Source organism: Fodinicurvata sediminis DSM 21159, assembly GCF_000420625.1.
Taxonomy (GTDB): Bacteria; Pseudomonadota; Alphaproteobacteria; order Kiloniellales; family DSM-21159; genus Fodinicurvata; species Fodinicurvata sediminis.
This window is the reverse complement of record NZ_ATVH01000011.1, coordinates 46,318-68,228: the sequence shown is the minus strand read 5'-3', so window position 1 is coordinate 68,228 and position 21,911 is coordinate 46,318. Positions and strand designations below refer to the sequence as shown.

The following is a 21,911-nucleotide window of genomic DNA, read 5'->3' as shown; positions in this document are numbered from 1 at the left end:
CTGTCCCCTGCTGCGTCACGAGCCTGCAAGAAAATCGAATACACGCAATCTTACCAGATCGTTCCAAGTCACGAATACAAAGAGTGTCAGTACTAGCCCCAGGCCGATTCTGAAACCGATTTCCTGTGCCCTCTCGCCCAGGGGACGCCCGCGCACAGCTTCAAACGCATAAAACAGCAAGTGCCCCCCATCCAGCATGGGTACAGGAAAGAGATTGATTAGGCCAAGGTTTATTGAAAGCACTGCCATGAACCAAAGGACAGACACCATACCCGTGTCCGCCACATACCCAGACATCTCGGCAATTCGTACCGGGCCGCCCAGTTCATCGGTACTGCGAGATCCCGTTATGATTTGTCCGAGCGCCTTCATGGTTGCCCCGACAAGGCTTACAGTTTCCTCTGCTGCCATCCAGGTGGATTGCAGCGGGCCATAGCGCACAAACTCGGTTCCACTGGCCGTGATACCAAGTCGGGCAACCTCCTGGACATTGCCAAAGCCATCCTCGGCTTCAACAATTTCAGGCGTCACCGTAAGGATCAGGCTCTGACCATTACGGGCAACTTCCATATCCAGGGGGGCAGAGAGATTCAATTGCACTGCACGCTGAATCTGCTCGAAACGATCCACTTCGGAGCCATTGATGGCCACTATGCGATCACCGCCCTGAAGACCGGCCTCTTCTGCAGCGCTCTCGGGCAGAACCTGTCCGATCACGGGCGGTGTGGTCGGCTGTCCGAACGTAAAGAAAAAACCCGCCAGTACGACCAGAGCAAACAGGAAATTCGCCAAGGGGCCGGCCGAAACAATCCAAGTGCGTTGCATCAGTGATTTGTGATGAAAGGAGACAGCCTTCTCCTCGGCCGTCAGCGGGCGCTCACGCCCTCCGGCCCAGCCTCCCGTTTCTTCACCGGTTGCAACACCCTGATCCTGGGCTGAATTCTGCTGCTCTGCGCTCTCGGGAGAACCGCTGGGGGCTGGACGGCTGGTCACGTCAGCATCGCCAAACATCTTGACGTAACCACCAAGCGGAATTGCGCTGAACTTCCAGCGTGTGCCACGACGGTCATTCCAGCCGAACAATTCCGGCCCGAAGCCAATGGAAAAGGCATCGATACGCACGCCGCACCACCTAGCCACAAGATAGTGGCCCAGTTCATGCACAAAGACTAGAACGGTCAGAATGATCAGGAACGGGATTACGAAATCACCGATGCCGGTTAGGAACTGCATAAAAGACTTCAACTCCTTGGAGCAAGGCGACTGCCGACAAGGATGGGCAGCAGAGGCTGTCTCCTTTTACACTACCTGAAGACCCTTGGGAAAGCGCCGACAGAGGGACCTCGCATTATCTTGCGCTGACCCCCTGTTCCAGAGAAAGCTCGGTCCTTGCTCTCGCCCTGGCTTCCTGATCGATTTCAAGGACAGACTCGAAACTGGAAGGTTCTTCGGGAAGGTAGCCATCAAGCACCCGGGCCACCAACTGCGCAATGCCCGTAAACCGCAAGCGACGTTTCAGAAAGGCCTCGACCGCAACCTCGTTGGCTGCATTGAATACAATGGATGCGCCTTGCCCATGACGCAGACTGTCACGCGCCAAGCGCAAGGCTGGGAAACGCGTTTCGTCCGGCAGATCGAACGTCAGCTGCGACATTTCCGTCAGACTGAGGGGGCAAACATCAGAACGCATGCGACCGGGCCAGGCCAAGGCATGTGCAATGGGAGTTCGCATGTCCGGATTTCCCATCTGGGCTAACAGGGAACCATCAGTGTAACGCACCAGCCCATGCACGATCGACTGCGGGTGTATGACCACTGAGACTCTGGAGTCCGGCAGCTCAAACAGATGAACGGCCTCGATCATTTCCAAGCCCTTGTTCATCATTGTCGCGGAATCGATCGAGATCTTGTCTCCCATTGACCAGTTTGGATGAGCCAATGCTTGCTCTGGCTGTGCCACGTCCATCTCGGCACGACTCCAGGTCCGAAAGGGTCCTCCGGATGCTGTAAGGACGATTTCCTCGATTTCCGCTATCTGGTCAGCGGCAAAAACCTGGAAGATCGCATTGTGCTCGGAATCGACGGGCAAGAGGGTGGCATCCGACGTACGTGCGGCCTCGACAAGAAGTTTACCGGCACAAACCAGGGACTCCTTGTTGGCAAGTGCAACGATTCTGCCTCGGCGCACCGCTTCCAGCGTTGCCGGAAGCCCGGCGGCACCGACGATGGCAGCCATCACCCAATCACTGTCGCGTGCAGCAGCTTCCACCAGAGCCTCTGGCCCCGCGGCAACCTCGGTTCCCGTACCTGCCAAAGCCTCCTTCAGGTCCCCGTAGAGTCCGGGATCCCCTATTGCTGCAAAAGCAGCTGAAGTTGCTCTCGCCTGATGAGCAAGCTGGCCAACCGAACGATTGGCGCTCAAGGCTTCCACATGGAACCTGCCAGGGTGCTGGGAAAGCAATTCAAGTGTATTCCTTCCAACCGACCCGGTTGAGCCGAGTATGGAAATACGCCTTGGTTCGCTTGCTCGGGTCATCCGTTCATCCATCCTTCGAACACCGGCCACTGGAGCAGCATCAACAAGAAGGGAGAGGCTGTCACCAGTCCGTCAACACGATCCAGTATGCCTCCATGTCCAGGCAATAATCGCCCGCTATCCTTCGCATGGAAGTGTCTCTTGACCAAGGATTCGAGCAGGTCCCCAGCTTGGGCCACACATGCAAGAACCATGGCCACAGGGAACAGAATCAAAGGTCTTTCGTAAGAAAAGAGCATGGCTGCGATCATGCCAACAAAACCTGCAAACACGGCCCCACCCAGCAAACCCGCCCAAGTCTTGTTGGGACTGACCCTGGGACAGAGTCGAGGACCGCCAATGGTTTTGCCCGAAACCATTGCTGCCGTGTCCGTCGACCAGACAACCAGCAACAGCCATATCGCCAGCAGACCTCCGTGGTATGTGTCTGAAGCAATAAACTGGAAAGCCAGGATCGGCAGGACAGTATAGAACAGCCCAAGCACCAACCATGCGCCCGTGCCTGGTCTGGTCTGGCCCATTCGACCAAGGGCCCATCCTGTCGTCACTCCAATGGCAGTTGCCAAGCAGGCCACCAAGGGGGGAGCATATACCCATGCCAAGAAACAAAGCCCTGCCGCTAAACTGAATGAAACATGCAACACAGTCGCCTCAGGCTTTGACAACACCAGGTGAGACCATTCCCAGGCCATGAGAAGCACCACGAGCAGCAGCAGCATGTCGCTGTAAGGAGATCCAAGCAGGAAAATACCTACAACAAGTGGAATTAGCACCAGTGCTGCCAAGACACGCCGAGCCATATTGGCCATGGCAGAGGATCCTCTAGCCCGTGGAGACAAGGGCACCGTATCGGCGCTCGCGCATCTGGTACTCATTCAGGGCAGCAAGAAATGCTTCACGGTCAAAATCGGGCCACAAGCAGTCCGAGAACACCATCTCGGCATATGCCAATTGCCAGAGAAGGAAATTGCTGATTCGCTTCTCCCCACCCGTACGGATCAAGAGATCAGGATCGGGAAACGCGCTGGTTTCCAGGAAGCGTTCCATGAGGGTTTCATTGATTTCCCCAGGGTCCATCTCCCCTTCCTGCACCTTCTGCGCCAAGCGACGTGCTGCCGTCGCGATCTCGACCCGACCGCCATAACTGATGGCAATGACAACGTTCAGCCCTTTATGATGCGCTGTCTCGGATTCGATGCGCTCTATCTGCCGCAATGTCGTGTCGGGCAGGCGCTCACGCTGGCCAATGACGCGCAAGCGTATATCCAGTTCTTCCAGTTCTTGCCTGTGCTCACCGCTGAGATAGCGGTGCAGCAAACCCATAAGTTCGGCAACCTCAGTTCCGGGTCGGCGCCAGTTCTCGGATGAGAAGGCAAACAGTGTCAGATAGGACAGGCCGAATTCACTTGCAGCACGCACGATTCTTCTGGCCGCTTCCGCACCCTGCAGGTGCCCCAGCTTACGGGGACGCCCGCGTTGGGTGGCCCAACGCCCGTTCCCATCCATGATGATGGCAACATGCCGAGGGTAGTTTTCATGAAGCGGGTACGGCCGCGCCGTCATGGAATCACACCTGCATGATTTCTGTTTCTTTGGCCGCCAGGGCCTCATCAATGCTCTTGACGTGTTCGTCCGTCAGTTTCTGGATTTCATCGGAACGGCGACGCTGTTCATCTTCCGAAATGTCGCTATCCTTTTCCAGTTTCTTCAGAGCTTCCATGCCATCACGCCGAATGTTGCGCACAGCTATACGCGCCTGTTCGGCATACTTGGCTGCGATTTTGACCAGTTCACTGCGGCGCTCTTCGGAAAGCGGCGGTATGGGAACGCGCACCACACTGCCATCGGAGGCTGGGTTCAAGCCCAGCCCGGAATCACGAATGGCCTTCTCGACCGAGCCGATCATCTTCCTGTCCCATACCTGAACCGTCAGCATGCGAGGTTCTGGTACATTGACGGTTCCAACCTGGGTGAGTGGCATCTGCGTGCCATAGGCTTCTACCATTACCGGGTCCAACAGGCTGGTCGAGGCGCGGCCGGTACGCAGCCCACCGAATTCGCGTTTCAGAGCCTCAAGCGCCCCATCCATACGGCGTCGCAGCTCTTTGATATTGGAATCATCAGCCATTCTCTAGTTTTCCCCATCGCTTACGATTGTGTAGAGACCTTTGCCACAGAGAACTTCGGCAAAGGCTCCCGGCTTGGCTATACTGAATACAATCACCGGAATACGGTTTTCTCGTGCAAGTGATATGGCGGAATGGTCCATAACGCCAAGGTCTCTTGAAAGCACTTCAAGATACCCGAGCTGGTCATAGCGCTTCGCATCCGGCATCTGGACCGGATCGGCCTCATAAACGCCATCAACCTTGGTCCCCTTGAAAAGGGCGCTGCAGTTCATTTCGGAAGCACGCAGGGCCGCCGCAGTATCCGTGGTAAAGAAGGGATTGCCGGTTCCCGCTGCAAATATGACCACGCGGCCCTTTTCCATATGCCGGATTGCACGGCGCCTAATATAGGGCTCGGAAACTGAGGACATCGGGATTGCCGATTGCACCCGTGTCGGAACTCCCAGTGTTTCGATGGCATTCTGCATGGCCAGGGAATTGATGACCGTGGCCAGCATTCCCATGTAATCAGCTGTTGAGCGATCCATACCCTGGGCAGCACCACTCAATCCCCGAAAGATGTTCCCACCTCCAATCACAAGACAGAGCTCAACGCCCATCTCGTGAACTGTTTTCACCTCTTCAGCAATACGCTGAACCGTTGCGGAATCCAATCCATACTCCCGCTCGCCCATAAGGGCTTCGCCGGAGATCTTGAGCAAAACCCTGCGGTATTCAGGTTTGCCAGAAGTCATCGGGGGCTCACTCCCTGCAGCTCCATACAAAATCGGGCGACCCTGGGCCGCCCGATTTTCAGTTTCCTTAGTTGCCAGCCGCCGCTGCAACCTCGGAGGCAAAGTCGCTTTCCTGCTTTTCCTTGCCTTCCCCGAGTTGATAACGCACGAAACCAGTCAGTTTCACTGGCGCACCCACGTCTTTCGCGGCTTGCTCAAGTACATCACTGACCTTGGTCTCGCCATCTATGACAAAGGTCTGTTCAAGCAGAACGGATTCCTCATAGAACTTGCGCAGGCGCCCTTCCACCATCTTGTTGATGATATCCTCTGGCTTTCCGCTGGCACGCGCCTGATCCGCCAGGACTTCCCGTTCACGGTCCAAAACAGCCGTATCTACCCCATCACGGTCGAGAGCCATTGGATTGGCCGCGGCAACGTGCATGGCGATCTGCTTGCCCAATGCAGACAACTTCTCGGCGTCTCCATCGGATTCAAGAGCAACGATTACACCGATACGCCCCAAACCTTCGACCACCTGGCTATGAATGTAGCCGGAAACCACTCCCTTATCGACGGAAAGAACCTCAGAGCGGCGAAGGCTCATGTTCTCACCGATCGTAGCAATCAACTGGGTCAGTTCATCGGCCACATTACGTCCGGTGCCCGGATAATCAGCGGCTGCCAGGTTATCAATGTCACCCCCTTTTTCCAGGGCGATGCCGACAACCTTGCTGACGTAGGCTTGGAACTGCTCGTTGCGGGAAACGAAATCCGTCTCCGCATTCACCTCCAGGATGGCTCCACGCTGGCCTTCCGTCGCAATAGCGACCAGACCCTCTGCCGCCGTGCGGTCCGCCTTCTTGGCAGCTGCAGACAAGCCCTTCTTACGAAGCCAGTCCAGCGCTTCCTCCAGGTTACCTTCAGTTTCCTTCAGTGCCTTCTTACAGTCCATCATGCCGGCACCGGTCTTTTCGCGTAGCTCCTTAACGAGCGACGCAGTAATCTCAGCCATCTCTCAATCCCTCAAATCGAATTCTGTCGTGACAACACAGGGCTGCCGACTCATGAACCGGTATGTTTCTCGGCTTCAGCTAAATCCTCGCCCTCGGGCGCCACATTGCTTTCTGCCGCTGACGTCTCAGGGGTCGGCTGCTCTGCCTCAGCGCTTTCTTCAGGCAAATTCTCAGTCACCTCTTCGGCTGCACCGACATCTTCCCCCCGACGGGCCATGCTTTGCTGCAAGCCATCAAGGATGCTGTCAGCAGCCAGATCGCAATAGAGACTGATGGCACGAACAGCATCATCGTTGCCTGGCACAGGATAGCCCACGCCTTTTGGACTGCTGTTGGAATCCAATACGGCAATGACAGGAATCTCGAGCTTGCGTGCCTCCTGAAGTGCCAGGTGCTCCTTGTTCGTGTCGATCACGAAGAGCGCATCGGGCAAACCACCCATTTCCTTGATCCCACCAAGAGCGCGTTCAAGCTTGTCACGCTCGCGAGTCAGGTTCAGGTTTTCCTTCTTCGTCATCCCCGTCTGCTCTTGGGAGAGAATCTCTTCAAGCTCCTTGAGGCGACGAATTGAGTGAGACACTGTCTTCCAGTTTGTGAGCATTCCGCCCAGCCAGCGTTCGTTGACATAATACTGCCCACAGCGCTTGGCTGCGTCAGCAACGATCTCGCTGGCCTGGCGCTTGGTCCCCACAAAGAGGATACGTCCGCCACCGGCAGCCACTTCGCGCATGAACACCAGGGCCTGATGCAGCAATGGTACCGTCTGTTCGAGGTCAATGATGTGAATGCCGTTCCGCTCACCGAACAGGAACGGGGCCATGTTCGGGTTCCAGCGGCGCGTCGTGTGGCCAAAGTGCACGCCCGCTTCCAGAAGCTGACGCATGGAATAACTAGGTACTGCCATTTTCATTTCTCCGGTTGTGCCGCCGCAGGCCAGTGATCCGGGTCAAACAGATCCCGAACACCGGAGCGATGCCCATGCACTGGGCCTGATCGCATGAAGCCTGCGTGAGATTTTCAGACGATGCGGTTGATAGCGCCGAAACCGGTAAAAAGCAAGAGCCGGGAATGGCTTCTAGCTTGCGATTGAAAGCGATCAGAGATCCTCGACAACGACGCCAGGTATCGACTTTATGGCTTGTCGTCCGCCCGCTGACAGGGAAAAACCCCCAGGCAGATCCAATTCCACTTCACGGCCATCGGAAAGTGTCAGCACCAGGGTAACCTGGCTGCGGCCCCGTGTTTCCCGATCCAGCAGGTTCCGCAGATCCTGTAAGGGCGCCTCACCCTCCAGATAGACCTTCAATCCAGCCGCCGTCTTGGCAAGGGATTCCTCCAAGTCTTCGAAATCCTGCGCAGTCAGCCGAAGGTCATCGCCTTCGGCCTGCCGCTCGACGGACACCGTAACAAGCAGCGGACGCCCGCTTTCAAGCAACTCCCGGCAACGCCCCAGCAATTCTGAGAAAACAGTGACTTCGAAAACACCGCTGGCATCGGACATCTGAACGAAGGCGAAACGACTACCCTTCTTCGAGGTGCGCTCCTGCTTCGCCACGATGATACCAGCAAGTGCCTGACGGCTCTGCCCGCCGGCGATCGCCCGCGGCAATTCCGCAAAAGAAACGACGCGACGGCGCTGCAAGAGATTTTCATAGGAATCCAGGGGATGCGCAGAGAGATAGAAGCCAATGGCTTCAAATTCGTGCTTGAGTCTCTCCATGGCCGGCCAGTCGCTCACCGGCGAAAGTCGTATATCTTCATTGGCCTGGTCGCCATTTCCACCTAGAAGGCTGAATTGGCCTGCATCGCGCTCCGTGGCGGCACTGGCCGCCTGCCGCACCAATGTTTCGGCTGCGAGGAATACCTGTTGGCGATTGCTGTTCAGGCTGTCAAAGGCACCAGCGCAGGCCAGATTCTCAATGGCGCGCTTGTTGATCTGTCTTGCATCAAGACGCTGCGCGAGGTCCGAGAGAGAGCGGTAAGGGCCGTTGGCCTCGCGCTCCTGAACCAGCGCCTCCATGGCAGTGGAGCCAACATTCTTGATCGCACCCAGGGCGTAGCGGATTCCCTTCCCCTGCCCGTCCGGAAGCAATTCGACGGAAAACTCCGCATGCGAGCGGTTGATGTCGGGGGTCAGCAATGGAACCCCCATGCGCACCAATTCCTGCCTGAAGACGTTCAACTTGTCGGTATTGCCCAACTCGAATGTCATGGACGCCGCCATAAACTCGACTGGATAGTTGGCTTTCAGATAAGCCGTCTGGTAGGCCACAAGCGCATAGGCTGCAGCGTGGCTCTTGTTGAAGCCATATCCGGCAAACTTGTTCACCAACTCGAAAATGGAACGCGCTTTCTGTTCCTCCACGCCCTTGGCGACAGCGCCCTCCACGAAGATTTCACGCTGGGCGTCCATCTCGGACTTGATCTTCTTGCCCATGGCACGGCGCAGCATGTCAGCGGCGCCCAGGGAATAGCCGGCCAGCTCCTGCGCGATCTGCATGACCTGTTCCTGATAGATCATGATCCCGAAGGTCTCGCGCAGGATGGGCTCAAGCGTGGGATAGAGGTAATCCGGCTCTTCCTCGCCTTTCTTGCGGCGAATGTAGGAGGGAATGTTCTCCATCGGCCCTGGGCGATAAAGCGCAACCATGGCGATCACGTCTTCAAAACGGTCGGGCTTCAGACGACGCAGGGCATCCCGCATGCCGGAGGATTCCAACTGGAAGACACCAACAGTCTCTCCCCGGCTCATCAGTTCATAGGCACCCACATCATCAAGCGGCATACCCTCAAGATCGAATTCGGGCTGCTGCAGTTGAATCAGGTCTCTTGCCCTGGCCAGGACAGACAGGGTTTTGAGTCCAAGAAAATCGAACTTCACCAGGCCTGCCAGCTCCACATACTTCATGTTGAACTGAGTTACCGGCATGTCCGAGCGAGGATCGCGATACAGAGGTATCAATTCATCCAGAGGCCGGTCGCCAATGACGACACCTGCAGCATGGGTTGAGGCGTGGCGATAGAGACCTTCCAGCTTCAGCGCGATATCAATCATCCGCCGTATCTGCTCTTCGCTCTCCATCGCTTCCTGCAGACGCGGCTCACCATCTATGGCTTCCTGCAGGGTTACGGGATTGGCCGGATTATTGGGCACCATCTTGCAGAGACGGTCCACAAGTCCATAAGGCAACTGCAGAACACGGCCTACATCGCGCAAGACAGCCCGTGCCTGCAGTTTTCCGAAAGTGATGATCTGAGCCACCATGTCACTTCCGTATTGCTGCTGGACATAGCTTATGACCTCATCCCGGCGCTCCTGACAGAAGTCCACATCGAAGTCCGGCATCGAGATGCGTTCCGGGTTCAGGAAACGCTCGAAGAGCAATCCCCAACGCAAGGGATCCAGATCGGTAATCGTCAGGGCCCAGGCCACCACGGAACCGGCACCTGACCCACGTCCAGGGCCCACGGGAATGCCCTGGCTCTTGGCCCATTTGATGAAATCCGCCACGATCAGGAAATAGCCGGGAAACCCCATCTGCTCGATGATGCCCAGTTCGTATTCCAGCCGGTTACGATAGGGTTCCGCCTTTTCACCTCGTTCAGATTCCTCTTCATCCGGCAGGAAAACGTGCTCTTCCAGACGACGCTCCAGGCCGTCTCGCGACTGCACCTTCAGTTCTTCGGTTTCGCTGCGGTCAGCCTCACTGGGAAAGGCGGGAAGAATGGGGTCCACCTTTTCCGGGAAATAGGAACAGCGACGCGCAATCACGATGGTGTTGTCGACGGCTTCCGGCAGATCGCTAAAAAGTGCGCGCATCTCCTCGGCTGACTTGAAGTAGTGCTCTGGCGTCAATTGCCGCCGATTGCTCTCCACCACATAAGTGCTTTCAGCAATGCAGATCAGGGCATCATGGGCTTCATGCTGGTCCCGTGTGGGAAAGAAGGCATCATTGGTGGCGACGAGCGGAATCTCGTGCCGGTATGCCAATTCAACCAACTGCTGTTCGACCTGATCCTCTTCGGACAAGCCATGACGCTGCAATTCAATGTACAGACGATCCGAGAAGGTTTCCTGCAGCTGCAAAAGTAAATTTTCAGCCTGCTCGCCCCTGTTTGCCAGAAGACTGTCCGCGATCGGTCCATCAATACCGCCTGTCAGAAGGATCAGCCCGGAATTATGCTTTATCAGGGTATCAAGCAGAACGTGCGGATGGTCACCATCCGGTGTTTCCAGGAAAGACTTGCTGATCAGCTTGAGAAGATTGCGATACCCCTGCTCGTCACGGACAAGCAGCACAACTTTATAGGGCGCACCACTCGGCTCGCCAAAGGGGCCAGCGGCTTCAAGCCTTACGCCCATGACGGTTCCCACGATAGGCTGCACACCCTGATCGGTTGCCGCCATGGAGAACTCGAGGGCACCAAACAGGTTGCCGGTATCAGTCATGGCAACGGCAGGCATGGCATGATCTCGACAAAGCGAGATCAATTGCTTCAGCCGAATGGCACCTTCAGAAAGGGAATAGGCGCTGTGAACGCGCAGGTGTACAAAATCTGAATGAGCCATGCTACCTGGACTCCGTTCATGGGCAGTAGGATCCGCAGTTTATTCCTGCCGATCTTTGATAATAAGTCAGCCTTCGACCAGCTGACCGTCCTCGACAAGCAATATCCTGTCCATGCTTCGGGCCAACTCCAGATTGTGGGTGGCTATCATGGCAGCGACACCCGTGCCCCGAACCAGTTTCTGAAGCAGGTCGAATACGCTGTCGGCGGTTTCCGGATCAAGATTGCCTGTGGGTTCATCAGCCAGCACAAGCGATGGACGATTGATTATTGCCCGTGCCAGTGCCACACGCTGCTGCTCACCTCCGGACAGCCGCGCTGGTCTGTGTTCGATACGCTCGCCCAGGCCAACCAGCTTCAGCAGCTCCCGCGCGTGCTCGGCTGCCTTGCGTTTGTTCAGTCCAGCAATCATCTGGGGAACAATCAGGTTTTCCAGGGCCGTGAACTCCGGCAGCAAATGATGATACTGATAGACAAACCCGATACGGCGTCGACGAATCGCCGTTCGTTCACGATCCGAAAGTGTCTGTGTTTCCTGACCGGCAATCTCTATACGGCCCTCGTCAGGCTTTTCCAGGAGACCGGCGATGTGCAGGAGTGTCGATTTTCCAGACCCAGACGGTCCGACCAAGGCGACGATCTCGCCGCTGTACAGGGTCATTGACGCACCCTTCAGCACTTCAAGGCCGCGGTCACCTTGCTTGTAGCGTTTGACGACCTTATCCAGCTTCAGGCGTTCAATCGTTTGCTCACTCATAGCGCAGCGCCTCCACGGGATCCAGGCGGGCGGCCTGCCATGCCGGCAACAATGGCGCCAGGAAGGATATGCCAAGCGCCATGAGCACCACCTGCAGAACTTCCGCCGGATCCCGTTCAGCCGGCAACTTGCTCAGGAAATAGACTTCCGGATTGAACACAGCAGTTCCGAACAGCTGCTCAACCCAACTCTGTATCGCCTGAATATTGTCCGTGAACAGAATGCCTATGATGACTCCGGCTAGAGTACCGAGTAGACCGATGGAAGCACCAGACATGAAGAAAATGCGCAATATCATGCCACTTGTCGCACCCATGGTACGCAGTATGGCAATATCGCGCCCCTTGCCTTTCACGAGCATGTACTGACCGGACAGGATGTTGAAGGCAGCCACCAGGATAATCAGGGACAGGATGATGAACATTACATTTCGTTCAACCTGGATGGCGTTGAAAAAGCTGGAGTTGGCCTGCTGCCAATCCACATAGCGATAGTCGTTGCCCAGCACAGAGGCGATCTCTTGACGCACCTTCCAGACTTGGTCTGGATCATTCACGAACACCTCTATGGCATTCACGGCATCAGGATGGCGAAAGAATGTCTGTGCCAGCTCCAGCGGCATGTAGATGAAACTGCTGTCATATTCGTACATCCCCACCTCGAAGGTACCCGATATCGGATAACCCTTCATGCGCGGCACGGTCCCCACAACAGTCTCGGACCCTTGAGGGGACAGCAGGGTAAGCGTATCTCCAGGCTGCTTGTGAAGATTCTGCGCCATCCTGCTGCCAACCAGAATCCCTGACTGCTCGCTGTACTGCTCCATCGAGCCCTGCATAACATTGTCGGCTATAACGCTGCGTTCTTGCAGATCCTCGGTGGACAAACCGCGGACGGCGGCCCCTATGGCACGATCTCCTGACGTGACGATGACCTGTCCCTGTATCTGCGGTGTGACGAGTTCCACCCCTTCCACACTGCGGATTTTATCGGCCAGGGACTCATAATCGGTCATCTGCTCCTGGTTGCTATAGACTGTCAGGTGGCCATTGACCCCAAGAATGCGGCTAAGCAGTTCTTCGCGGAAACCATTCATGACCGCCATGACAATGATCAGGGTTGCCACCCCCAGAGCGATACCCAACAGGGAGAAGACGGCAATGACCGATATGAACCCCTCCTGCCGCCTGGACCGCAGATAGCGCAGGGCAAGAAGGCGCTCGAAGGATCCGAATACCATGGATCAGCCCGCTAGCTGCGCAAGCGCTGAATCGAGTGAAAGCTCCTGACGCTCGCCAGTTGCCCGGTTCTTCAACTCCACGACACCCTTCTTCACCCCCCTGGGCCCCACGGTCAGTTGCCATGGCAAGCCAATCAGGTCCATGTCCGCAAACTTGGCGCCTGCCCGTTCGTCACGGTCATCGTAAAGAACATCCAGTCCCGCATCATTCAGGCGTGCATAGGCGTCTTCACAAGCTTTCGTGCAATCCTCGTTATCCACTTGCAGGTTGATCAACCCGACATCAAAGGGAGCGACAGATGCCGGCCAGATTATGCCATCATCGTCGTGGCTAGCCTCGATGATACCGCCAACCAGGCGTGAGACTCCGATGCCGTATGAGCCCATGTGAACAGGGGCTTCCTCCCCGTCGCGCGTGGTGTAAAAGGCTCCCAGTGGCTCGGAATACTTTGTCCCGAAATAGAATATATGTCCCACCTCGATACCCCGTCCTTCATAACGGCGTTCCGCGGGAACGTCCGCTTCAAAGGCGGCGACATCGTGCTTTTCGTCCGTGCGTGCATAAAGGCGTGTGAAATAATCCACCACTTCGGCCGCCTGCTTGGCACTTCCGGCATCAACGTCGGTGCCGAGGACATCATAATCCACAAAGTTCCTGTCACAGAAAACCTGGCTTTCACCGGTATCGGCCAGGATGATGAACTCGTGACTGAGGTTGCCGCCAATCGGCCCCGTATCCGCTTCCATGGGAATGGCCTTAAGGCCCATACGCGCAAATGTCCTGAGATAGGCGACGAAAAACCTGTTATAAGATTCCGATGCAGCTTCATGGTCCACGTCAAAGGAATAGGCGTCCTTCATCAGGAACTCCCGACCGCGCATCACTCCAAATCGCGGACGCACCTCGTCTCGGAATTTCCACTGGATGTGATAAAGTAGTTTTGGCAGTTCACGATAGCTGCGAACCGAATGCGCAAAGATATCGGTGATCAATTCCTCGTTGGTCGGGCCATAGAGCATATCCCGATCGTGGCGATCACGAATGCGCAGCATTTCGGGGCCATAATCATCGTAGCGCCCCGACTTGACCCAGAGATCGGAAGACTGAATGGTCGGCATTAGCATTTCCTGGCAGCCTGCGCGATCCTGCTCCTCGCGGACGATCTTCTCAATATTTCGCAGAACACGATACCCAAGCGGCAACCATGAATAGATACCAGCAGCGGATTGCCGGATCATGCCGGCACGAAGCATCAGCCGGTGGGAGACAACCTCCGCTTCCTTGGGAGTATCTTTCATTGTCGGCAGAAAATAAGCTGAACGGCGCATGAATTGCCTCGGTAAGAAGTGAGCCGGAGTTTGGAGATCATGGACTGATTGCAGCGGAGAGTAGGCAAAGCCCAAGGCCTTGTCCATGACTTCGCCGGGTCAGGAAAGTAACAAATTCAGGCTGCTTGCTTCATCGCGGCTTGCGCCAACTTGTCGAGTAATTGGCGCACACCTTTCATCCTGTCTCTGGGCTGATCCCAAACGCGTCGGTAGACGAGCTTGTGATCCGGGCGCAACTGAATCTTTCCAGGATTGCGTTCGATGAAATTCACCAATGCACCTGGGTTGGCAAAGCTGTCCCCGCGAAACGAAAGAACGGCCCCCTTGGGTCCTGCATCCAGTTTCTCGACCCCGGCATCACGACAAAGCTGCTTGATGGCTATGATTTCAAGCAGGTTCTCCACTTCTTCGGGTAGAGGTCCGAAGCGATCGATCAACTCGGCTGCAAAGGATTCTATTTCACTGCGGTCCACAAGGGTCGATAGTCTGCGATAAAGCCCCATACGCACATGCAGGTCGCTGACGTAGCTCTCGGGTATCAGGACCGACGTGCCCAGATTGATCTGTGGTGTCCAACTGTCCCCCTCCGCTGTGTCCGGCTGTATATCTTCCTGCCGTGACCTTGCTGTCGCCACCGCTTCTTCCAGAAGCTGCTGATACAGTTCGACCCCAACTTCACGCACATGCCCGGACTGCTCTTCCCCCAAAAGGTTGCCGGCGCCCCGGATGTCCATATCGTGACTGGCAAGTGTGAAACCCGCCCCCAGGGTATTCAGAGTTTGCATCACCTCCAGGCGCTTTTCCGCGCTCTTGGTCAAAATCCGACCCTGCGGCAATGTCAGGTAGGCATAGCCGCGCTGTTTCGAGCGACCGACGCGCCCCCGAAGCTGATAAAGCTGCGCCAGACCGAACATGTCTGCCCTGTGAATGATCAAGGTATTCGCTGCCGGTATATCCAGGCCAGATTCCACAATGTTGGTCGACAGCAAAACGTCATACCGGTGATCGACAAAGGCGGACATCACCTCTTCCAGTTGCGTGCCCGGCAACTGCCCATGAGCAACTCCGATACGTACCTCGGGCACCAGCTTCCTCAGCTTTTCCTCGACCCCAGCTATGTCCTCAAGTCGGGGACAGACATAGAAACTCTGCCCCCCACGGAAGTGCTCACGCAGTATGGCCTCTCGAATGACAACGGAATCATAGGGCAGAACAAAGGTTCTCACCGCCAGACGATCGACCGGCGGAGTAGCGATCAGGCTCATCTCCTTCACACCAGACATGGCCAGCTGCAGGGTTCGTGGGATTGGAGTAGCTGTCAGGGTGAGAACGTGAACCTCGGCCCTCAACTCCTTCAGGCGTTCTTTCTGTTTCACGCCGAAATGCTGCTCCTCATCGATGATCAGCAGCCCCAGATCCTTGAACCCGACGGATTTGCCCAGTAAGGCATGTGTCCCAACAACGATATCCAGGGTGCCGTCCTTCAGATTCTGGCGGACCTGCGCTGCCTCCTTGCTGCTGGTCAGCCGTGAGAGCTGGCCAATTCGTATCGGCAAACCTGCGAAGCGCTCCTTCAGAGTTTCATAATGCTGTCGCGCCAAAAGCGTCGTTGGAACGACAACAGCCACCTGCTTGCCCGACATGGCAACAATGAAGGCGGCGCGCAGTGCAACCTCGGTCTTGCCGAACCCCACATCACCACAAATCAGACGATCCATGGGCTTGCCGCTGCCCAGATCGTTCAACAGGTCTTCGATAGCACGCAACTGGTCATCTGTTTCAGGATAGGGAAAACGGGCACAGAATTCCTCATAGAGGCCTTCGGGTGGATTCAAGCTTTCTGACTGCTTCAATTCCCTTTCGGCAGCCACTGCAATGAGATGATCCGCGGTTTCCTTCAGGCGCTCCTTGACCTTGGCTTTGCGCGCTTGCCAGTTGCCATGTCCCAGGCGATCCAACTCGGCCACAGTGTCAGCCGAACCATAACGGGAAAGCACCTCGATCGATTCAACAGGGACAAACAGCTTGTCGCCACCGTGATAGATGACTTTCACGCAGTCGTGCGGCGCTCCGCCCACATCCAGTGTTTCCAAGCCCTCATACCGGCCTATACCGTGATCCACGTGCACCACGAAATCGTCAGCATGCAGGGTTGAAACTTCGGTCAGGAAATTGTCGGAACGCCGTTTGCGCGCTTTCGATCGCACAATCCGCTCGCCCAGGATATCGGCTTCGGAGATAATCGTCAGGTCCCCAAAACCGAACCCCTTTTCCACCCCCAAGGCAACAAGACCGGCCTGCTGCGATGGCAGTGCCTGGGCATCCTGCCAATCAGAGACGGGCGCCACACGTGTCAGCCCGTGTTCCTTGAGAACCGTATGCAGACGATCCCGGGAGCCCTCGCTGAAACCAGCGATGAGAACCTTTCGACCTGCCTTCTGCTCCTGGCTGATGAACTGAGCCAAGGCCTTGTAGAGAGTCCCCTCTGAATCCTTGCGTTCGCTTGTGAAATCAGCTGGCCGCCGCCCCCCTGCATCAGCAACCCGCCGGCCTTCATCGGATGGCTGGTCAAAAGGCGTAAAGAACAGGCTGGGCCGCGCTTCGACCATCTGGTCCCATTCAGTGGCGGTCAGGTAGAGCCTGTCAGGCAGCAAGGGATGGTAGGGTGCACCATCCAGTTGCTCCTGGCCTTCCATCTGCCGGCGTGCATCGTAGAAATCCTGTATGGATTCAAGGCGCGCGTCCCGCGCTTCCTCCGCCTGGTGGTCAAAGGACAGTGGAGCATCCGACAAGTAGTCCGTCAGGCATGCCAGCTTTTCATAAAAAAGAGGCAGCCAATGCTCCATGCCAGGATGACGGCGTTGCGCGCTGATTGCCTGATAGAGAGGATCCTCGCTGACTCTTGCGCCAAAGGCGGCCCGGTAGCCGCTGCGAAAACGCTCGGCCGTCTCCTCGTCAAGAACAACCTCGTTGACCGGCAACAGTGTCAGAAGTTCAGCCTTACCTGTTGTCCGCTGGGACAGCGGATCGAATACACGAATGCTTTCCAGTTCATCGCCAAAGAAATCCAGGCGCAGTGGATTTTCCTCTCCGGCCGGATACAGGTCGATGATGCCGCCGCGCATGGCATATTCACCGGGCTCCGCCACGGTTTCGACGCGCTGAAAACCGTTTTCGTTGAGGAAGGCTGTCAATTGCTCGGGAGGCAGAGTTTCACTGGGCCGCGCCGACAGAGTGCGGCCTGCGAACAACTCACGCGGCGGAAGCCGCTGCAGCAGCGCGTTGACTGTCGTCAGCACGATTGCAGGAGGCTTGTCAGAGATCAAACGGCTCAAACCGGCTATTCTCTGGGAAACGATGTCCCTGTGAGGGCTGACTCTGTCATAAGGCAGGCAATCCCATGCGGGCATAGACAGGATATCCAGGTTGGGCGCGAAGAAGGAAAGCACTTCGGCCAAACGCGCCATCCGCGCATCATCCCTGCAGACATGAACCAGCGGCACCTGCTTGCTTACGGCATTGTCCAAAAGCTGAAGCAGAACACAGGCGTCCACGCCTTCGGGCACATTGCCCAGCGTACTGCGCCCGGGCGTTTTCAGAAGATCGTCTCTCAATTTCAATCCAGTTGCGGCTTGTACTCGAATTGGCGCATCATCTGCATGACATCGTGGTTCAGTTCCTCCGGAGGCTCGGCGCGGCCGGTCATCCAGGCATAGAGGTCCGGATCACTTTCCAGCAACAACTCTTCGTAACGTGAAAGCTGCTCTGCATCCAGTTCCGCAAGTCGACTATCCGCAAAGCTTCCAACCAGCAGGTCCATTTCACGGATGCCGCGATGCCAGCTGCGAAATCGCAAACGCTTGCGCTTCGCTTCAAGGTCCTCAGTGTCTTTCATTTTGCGCTTCCCTTTGCTCCGGCTAGGATATAGGCCGTCAGAACCGCAATGTCAGTGATCAATCAAGCACCATATCAGCATCGTGCGCCCGGATATCCTCAATCCCCTCTTCGCGGAAACGGAAACGCTGCCCGGTGTTGGCAGCCGACTGGCCAAGCTTTTCTCCAAACTGGCCGGTCACAAACTGATCGATCTCTGCTGGCTTTTGCCGGTCAATGTCATCGACCGTCGCTATCGCCCTAAGCTCAATCAAGCCGAGCCCGGGCACGTTGCAACCCTGAAGGTTACCGTTGCAGCCCATCGTCCCGGTGCCAATTCCAGACACCCCTATCGCATCGACTGCCATGACGATTCAGGTGAGCTGGAACTGGTCTTTTTCCATGCCAGGGAAGATTATCTCAAGCGCATCCTGCCGCCCGGAGAAATCCGGCTTATCAGCGGCAGTCTGGACAGCTTCCATGGACGCCTGCAAATGGCTCATCCGGATTTCATCCTGCCACCCTCTGATGAGGCGCGCTTGCCCCTCGTCGAGGCAATCTATCCCCTGACTGCAGGCTTGAAGCCGCGTGTTGCGGCCAATGCCATCCGGGAGGCCATTCAGCGAGCCCCGGATCTTCCGGAATGGCAAGATCCCGCCTATCTGCAACGTCAGGGCTGGAAAACCTGGAAAGCTTCACTGGAAAAGGCACATAATCCGGAGAGCAAAGATGATCTCTCTCCGCTGTCACTTGAACGATCCAGGCTGGCCTATGATGAACTGCTTTCAAACCAATTGGCGCTAGGCATTATTCGCCTGAATCAGCGGAAATTGGCTGGTGTCAGTAGAAAGGTGCCAGGCCGATTGGCTGAACTGGCGGTTTCAAGTTTGCCGTTTTCCCTGACTCAAAGCCAACAGACGGCTCTCGCGGAGATTCGCACAGACCTGGCTGACGAAAGCCGCATGCTTCGCCTGCTCCAGGGCGATGTGGGAAGCGGTAAGACCCTTGTGGCCCTGTTGGCTATGCTGGACGTTATCGAATCTGGCCACCAGGCCGCTCTTATGGCCCCAACGGAAATACTGGCGCGACAGCATTACAAGACCATACAGCCTTTGGCAGATGTCATGGGAATCTCGACAGTCATTCTGACGGGACGTGACAAGGGCAAGACCCGCACCGCACTGCTTGAACAGATCGAGCACGGGGAAGCACAGCTTGTGATTGGTACGCACGCCCTGTTCCAGGAGTCGATCAAATTCCACCGTCTGGGGGTGGCGGTCATCGATGAACAGCATCGTTTCGGGGTGCACCAACGTCTGTCCCTGGCAAGCAAGGGGAAGGCCATCGATACCCTGGTCATGACAGCAACGCCCATACCCCGCACATTGCTGCTGACCAGCTATGGCGACATGGAATCCTCGCGGCTGACAGAAAAGCCGCCCGGACGCCAAGCGGTGGATACGCGCACATTGCCCCTGGAACGCCTGCCCGAGGTGGTACAGGCCGTTGGGCGGGCATTGAGCAATGGCGCGCGCGTTTACTGGCTTTGCCCCCTTGTAGAAGAATCCGAGAACAGTGATCTGGCCGCAGCCGAACAGCGATTCCAAGCACTGGACCAGGCATTCCCCGGCAAGGTAGGGCTGGTTCACGGGAAAATGAAAGCCACAGCAAAAGACGACGTCATGCAGGCTTTTGCAGAGGGGCGCCTTCTCGTCCTTGTCGCCACGACCGTAATCGAGGTTGGCGTTGACGTACCCGAAGCCACGGTAATGGTGATAGAACATGCGGAACGTTTTGGCTTGGCCCAATTGCATCAGCTAAGGGGGCGTGTGGGACGCGGCTCCGGGAAATCCGCGTGCCTCCTGCTGTATCAAACACCCTTGGGCGAAGTTGCCAGCGAACGATTGCGCGTCTTGCGAGAGAGTGACGACGGCTTCCGCATAGCAGAAGAAGATTTGAAGCTTCGAGGTTCAGGCGAACTTCTTGGCACGCGCCAAAGCGGCTTCCCCGAATTTCGCCTGGCTGACCCGGTTGCTCATTCAGATTTTTTGCTGGCAGCACGCGACGATGCCAGCTTGATACTTCAACGCGACCCACAGCTAGAGACTGAACGGGGCAAGGCTCTGCGTGTGCTTCTTTATCTTTTCGAACGCGACAGCGCCGTACGCTATCTTCGATCAGGCTAGCTGCATCAGCTTGCTGCCTGCGGGCTGCCTTCCGTAAGCTCCTCTTCCGTTTCGGCGGCACCACGATCCGGCGGCACCACCAAACCGCCAGACACCACCATCTTCAATCCTTCTTCCACCGTCATGGTCAATGGCCTAACCTCATCCTTCGGCACGAACATGAGAAAGCCTGAAGTGGGATTCGGCGTTGTCGGCATGAAAACATTTACGACGTTGGCATCGGTCAGTCCCTGCACCTGCCCTTCCGTCTTGCCCGTCAGGAACCCGATGACCCAGGACCCTCGGCGAGGGTACTGGAACAATACGCATTCGCGGAAAGCATCCGATTGGCTGGCCAGAATGGTTTCAACAATCTGACGCAATGCCCCATAAATACTGCGTATTACAGGAAGACGCCCGAACACCCATGAAGAGGTTCGCAGCACCGCACGCCCGATGATTCCTGCCCCGAACATGCCGATGACGATCAGCCCGGCAATAGCCACCACAAGACCGATGCCAGGTATTTCGGGAAATCCTACAGGCAGGTAATGGGTTGGTTGTAACTCCAAAGGAATCATCGGCTTTACCCTGCCGTCGACAAAGGTGATGATTTCCCAAACCAGCCAGAAGGTGATCACGACAGGCGAAGTCACAAGCACGCCTGTCAGGAAGTAATTTCGCAAGCGAGACGTAAAGCCCAGTCCCCCGCTCTTGACTGTCTTCTGTTGCCTGAACATTTCCGGCAAAGAGCGTGGCTCTCCCCGAGGAGGAACAACAATTCCGCCGGAAATCACGAGCTTGAGGCCCTGCTCGACCGTCATGTCCAGGTGATGCACCTCGTCTTTCGGAAGGAACAGCAGAAAACCTGTTGTCGGATTGGGCGTGGCCGGCACGAATACGGAAACGACCCTGCCCTCCGTCAAACGCTGAACCTCACCTGTCGTTTCGGAGGTGACAAACCCGATGGCCCAAACCCCCTGATAGGGATACTCCACCAGAACGACATCCCGAAATGCGCGAGAATTCTGCGCAAGAACTGTCTCGAAAACCTGCTTCAGGGAGCCGTAGATGCTGCGAACGACAGGAACCCTGGCCAACAGTCGCTCGCCACTGTCCATCAGGGCACGCCCAACCAGGCCCGCAGTGAACATTCCGATAAACGTCAAGAACACCAGGACCAGCAAGAGTCCCAGTCCAGGCACCGAGAAAGGCAGATAGGTTTCGGGATTCCAATCCGCAGGCACAAGCGGGCGCACACGGGTGTCAAAGAAGTCTATAACGCCCCAGGCAATCCATATCGTAATTGCGATTGGAGCCGTAATGAGGACTCCGACCAGAAAATAATTGCGCAACCGCCCTACGAATCCGCTATGAGGCGCAATCTTGGACAGTGGGTCATCTTCAGTATGGGAATCGGACTTGTGAGATTCTTTTGGACCGGGCTTTTGCGCCATTCTTCTTCCCAGTTCAAAGCAGATGCCTAGCTCCCTGAGCTATCGCAGGGAAACTGAAAGTGTTACAGGAAATCCTTGCCTGTGTCTTCCTTTTCGCAAGACACACGAGAAGCTAAGCCCGTGTTTC

General features: G+C 56.3%; 16 protein-coding genes. 1 reads left to right on the top strand and 15 read right to left on the bottom strand.

The window, feature by feature from the left end:
* Positions 1-15: 15 nt before the first annotated feature.
* From rseP to G502_RS0101480, 14 genes are all read right to left on the bottom strand, one after another.
* Entirely contained in the window at positions 16-1,233 is a 1,218-nt protein-coding gene (gene rseP, locus G502_RS0101545) for an RIP metalloprotease RseP (protein ID WP_022726900.1), read from the bottom strand.
* A 115-nt stretch (positions 1,234-1,348) separates the two neighbouring features.
* Entirely contained in the window at positions 1,349-2,548 is a 1,200-nt protein-coding gene (gene dxr, locus G502_RS0101540) for a 1-deoxy-D-xylulose-5-phosphate reductoisomerase (protein ID WP_211217784.1), read from the bottom strand.
* Positions 2,533-3,345: a phosphatidate cytidylyltransferase gene (locus G502_RS18150; RefSeq protein ID WP_022726898.1), complete on the bottom strand. Its 813-nt coding sequence runs from the start codon at positions 3,343-3,345 to the stop codon at positions 2,533-2,535. Before G502_RS18150 ends, dxr begins: the two co-directional genes overlap by 16 nt.
* Positions 3,346-3,358: 13 nt before the next feature.
* The gene (gene uppS, locus G502_RS0101530) at positions 3,359-4,099 is read right to left on the bottom strand and encodes an undecaprenyl pyrophosphate synthase (RefSeq protein ID WP_022726897.1); all 741 of its coding nucleotides are present in this window, start codon (positions 4,097-4,099) and stop codon (positions 3,359-3,361) included.
* Positions 4,100-4,103: 4 nt separating this feature from the next.
* The gene (frr, locus tag G502_RS0101525) at positions 4,104-4,664 is read right to left on the bottom strand and encodes a ribosome recycling factor (RefSeq protein WP_022726896.1); all 561 of its coding nucleotides are present in this window, start codon (positions 4,662-4,664) and stop codon (positions 4,104-4,106) included.
* Between the two features lie 3 nt (positions 4,665-4,667).
* On the bottom strand, positions 4,668-5,399 hold the full coding sequence (gene pyrH, locus G502_RS0101520; protein ID WP_022726895.1) for a UMP kinase: 732 nt from the start codon (positions 5,397-5,399) through the stop codon (positions 4,668-4,670).
* A gap of 67 nt (positions 5,400-5,466) precedes the next feature.
* Positions 5,467-6,393, bottom strand: a complete 927-nt coding sequence (tsf, locus tag G502_RS0101515; protein ID WP_022726894.1) for a translation elongation factor Ts — start codon at positions 6,391-6,393, stop codon at positions 5,467-5,469.
* A gap of 50 nt (positions 6,394-6,443) precedes the next feature.
* A complete protein-coding gene (gene rpsB, locus G502_RS18145; protein ID WP_022726893.1) occupies positions 6,444-7,298 on the bottom strand; it encodes a 30S ribosomal protein S2 in 855 nt (284 codons plus the stop codon).
* A 192-nt stretch (positions 7,299-7,490) separates the two neighbouring features.
* Entirely contained in the window at positions 7,491-10,964 is a 3,474-nt protein-coding gene (gene dnaE, locus G502_RS0101505; RefSeq protein WP_022726892.1) for a DNA polymerase III subunit alpha, read from the bottom strand.
* A 66-nt stretch (positions 10,965-11,030) separates the two neighbouring features.
* Positions 11,031-11,720 (bottom strand): ABC transporter ATP-binding protein, encoded by a 690-nt coding sequence (locus G502_RS0101500; protein ID WP_022726891.1) that lies wholly within the window; start codon positions 11,718-11,720, stop codon positions 11,031-11,033.
* Positions 11,713-12,960: a lipoprotein-releasing ABC transporter permease subunit gene (locus G502_RS0101495; protein ID WP_022726890.1), complete on the bottom strand. Its 1,248-nt coding sequence runs from the start codon at positions 12,958-12,960 to the stop codon at positions 11,713-11,715. Before G502_RS0101495 ends, G502_RS0101500 begins: the two co-directional genes overlap by 8 nt.
* Before the next feature lie 3 nt (positions 12,961-12,963).
* Positions 12,964-14,289, bottom strand: coding sequence for a proline--tRNA ligase (gene proS, locus G502_RS0101490; protein ID WP_022726889.1), 1,326 nt, complete (start codon positions 14,287-14,289; stop codon positions 12,964-12,966).
* A gap of 116 nt (positions 14,290-14,405) precedes the next feature.
* Entirely contained in the window at positions 14,406-17,909 is a 3,504-nt protein-coding gene (gene mfd, locus G502_RS0101485) for a transcription-repair coupling factor (protein ID WP_022726888.1), read from the bottom strand.
* Positions 17,906-18,184, bottom strand: a complete 279-nt coding sequence (locus tag G502_RS0101480) for an FAD assembly factor SdhE (protein ID WP_022726887.1) — start codon at positions 18,182-18,184, stop codon at positions 17,906-17,908. Before G502_RS0101480 ends, mfd begins: the two co-directional genes overlap by 4 nt.
* An 82-nt stretch (positions 18,185-18,266) precedes the next feature.
* Between G502_RS0101480 and recG the strand changes: the two genes are divergently transcribed.
* Positions 18,267-20,348: an ATP-dependent DNA helicase RecG gene (gene recG / locus G502_RS0101475; protein ID WP_022726886.1), complete on the top strand. Its 2,082-nt coding sequence runs from the start codon at positions 18,267-18,269 to the stop codon at positions 20,346-20,348.
* A 5-nt stretch (positions 20,349-20,353) separates the two neighbouring features.
* Here recG and G502_RS22605 read toward each other — a convergent pair whose 3' ends face one another.
* A complete protein-coding gene (locus tag G502_RS22605; RefSeq protein WP_022726885.1) occupies positions 20,354-21,784 on the bottom strand; it encodes a DUF502 domain-containing protein in 1,431 nt (476 codons plus the stop codon).
* Positions 21,785-21,911: the final 127 nt, after the last annotated feature.